This window comes from Arthrobacter sp. JCM 19049 (genome assembly GCF_001310435.1).
This window is the reverse complement of the sequence record NZ_BAXF01000376.1, coordinates 1-2,164: the sequence shown is the minus strand read 5'-3', so window position 1 is coordinate 2,164 and position 2,164 is coordinate 1. Positions and strand designations below refer to the sequence as shown.

The following is a 2,164-nucleotide window of genomic DNA, read 5'->3' as shown; positions in this document are numbered from 1 at the left end:
CACCGGGGTCTCATCCTCCGGCACCACCACATCCGGATCCGGCGCCGCGACCGGCGGGGTCGGTTCCTCACGATGCTGGCCGCCGCCGGGCAGGGTCGGGGACTTCACGGTCAGCCGTCGCGAGTCGATCATGGCCTGACGCTGCCCGGGGATGCCCGGCAGGTAGTTGCGCGGGTCGTGCCAGCGCCCATCCACAATGACCTCAAAGTGCACATGGCATCCGGTGGAGTTGCCGGTGGTTCCGCTGCGGGCGATCAGCTGACCCTGTTCGACCTCGTCCCCGATCCCCACCAGCAGGCGGGAGTTGTGGCTGTAGCCGGTGTGCACATTGTTCCCGTGGTCGATGGTCACCCGATTGCCCGAATGGCCGCGCCAACCGGAGATGACCACGCGGCCGGCTTCGGCGGCATAGACCGGCGAACCGCAGGCGATGGGATAGTCCTGGCCGATGTGGATCTGGTTGCCGGGACCCGTGGGATTCTTGCGCCACCCGTAGGGGCTGGAAATGTTGCGTGTCGTGACCGGGTGCATGAGCTGCAGGCTGCCGGGCAGCACACCCAGCTGCCCCACCTGCCCGGCCAGCAGCGGCGCCTGGGGGAATCCCGGTCCGGTGCGCTGTGTGCGGGGCGGCGCCTTCAGCATCTCCACCGGCCGGCCATCGATGGCCACCACTTTGCCCGATCCACCGAATACCCCCCAGCGGCGCGTACTGGTCGACGACAACATCACCGGCAAAGAAGTTCGGGTCGCCGATCGCATCGATTGCAACCGGGATGTTGCCCTGACGGTCCTCGGTGCCCTGGGCCACCAGCGGGAAGGCCAGGGCCGCGCTCAGGCCGGCTGCCGCCAGTCCGGTTAAGGACACTTTCACGGCACGGCGCGCGCCGCGTGTGCGCATGGGCAGCAAGAGCTCGCGATTAACCTGATGACGCCGTTTCACAAGTGCCCGCTTTCCCCCGAGGACGAACACTTCCAAGCCTAGGCACTCCCGCGCGACTAATAAAGGCGCTTGAGTAAAAAGTAGGGGAGTTTTGGAGTGGCGGCTAGCCGACCTGCTGGTTAAACACGTGTCTGCGGACCCAGGCATGCATGGCAATACCGGCCGCGGAGGCTGCGTTGATGGAGCGGGTGGAGCCAAACTGCTCAATGGACAAGGTGGCCTCGGCTGCGGCATGCACCTCATCGCTCAGTCCGGGCCCTTCCTGGCCAAAGACCAGCACGCAGCGGCGCGGCAACTCATAGGTTTCCAGCGGCACCGAGTCCGGGAAGATGTCCACCCCAATGACCGCCAGGCCCTCGCCCTGGGCCCATTGGACAAAGTCCTCAACGGTGGGATGGTGACGCACGTGCTGGTACCGATCGGTGACCATGGCACCGCGCCGGTTCCAGCGGCGGCGGCCAATAATGTGCACTTCCTTGGCCAGGAACGCGTTCGCGGTGCGCACCACGGTGCCGATGTTCATGTCGTGCTGCCAGTTCTCGATGGCGATGTGGAAGTCATGGCGGCGTTCATCCAGGTCGGCGACGATCGCTCCATGGACCAGTAGCGGTACTTATCGGCCACGTTGCGCCGGTCCCCGTGCTCCAGCAGTTGCGGATCCAGCCGCTCATCCTGCGGCCAGGGGCCCTGCCAGGGGCCGACACCGACCTCGCTCTGCGCCGTGTCTTGGCCTGCAGCCTCACCTTGGGCGGTCGACTCGCGGGAGGGATCATGCACTTCTTGACTCACTCTTACTAGGGTAGTAGGTCATGGGATTCTTTCTGTCCATGGAACGAACGGGTGGTAACCGGTGACAGTGATCGACAACGTCATCTACGTGGCGGGCATGGCCGTGGCCCATCCGCAGGACCTGGACCAGACCTTTGAAGTGATGCGACGCACCGGCGGCATGGGGTGGATCGGCCTGTACCGACCCACCGAACAGGAGCTTCAGGTGGTCAGCGAGCAATTCTCCCTGCATTCACTGGCCGTGGAAGACACCCTGAAGGGCCACCAGCGCCCGAAGCTGGATCGCTACGAAGGCCATCTGTTTATGGTGCTGCGCCCGGCACGCTACCTCGATGACGTCGAGGAGGTGGAGTTCGGGGAGGTTCACATCTACGCGGGCGACGACTTCGTGGTGACCGTGCGCCACGCCGAGTCCCCGCGGCTGGCCACCGTGCG

At 65.3% G+C, this 2,164-nt stretch carries 3 protein-coding genes and 1 pseudogene; 2 read left to right on the top strand and 2 right to left on the bottom strand.

Features of this window, described 5'->3' with window-relative positions; translation table 11 throughout:
* On the bottom strand, positions 1-672 hold a 672-nt coding region (locus JCM19049_RS12360), incomplete at its 3' end, for a M23 family metallopeptidase (protein ID WP_279403126.1).
* Here JCM19049_RS12360 and JCM19049_RS12355 point away from each other — a divergent pair.
* Positions 662-859: a hypothetical protein gene (locus tag JCM19049_RS12355; RefSeq protein WP_279403125.1), complete on the top strand. Its 198-nt coding sequence runs from the start codon at positions 662-664 to the stop codon at positions 857-859. The genes JCM19049_RS12360 and JCM19049_RS12355 overlap by 11 nt on opposite strands.
* Positions 860-1,043: 184 nt before the next feature.
* Here the strand turns inward: JCM19049_RS12355 and JCM19049_RS12350 are convergent.
* Positions 1,044-1,717 (bottom strand): annotated as a pseudogene (locus JCM19049_RS12350) (TrmH family RNA methyltransferase).
* Positions 1,718-1,790: 73 nt separating this feature from the next.
* Between JCM19049_RS12350 and JCM19049_RS12345 the strand changes: the two are divergent.
* Positions 1,791-2,164, top strand: a 374-nt coding sequence (locus tag JCM19049_RS12345) for a CorA family divalent cation transporter (protein ID WP_279403124.1), incomplete at its 3' end; no start/stop codon positions are given.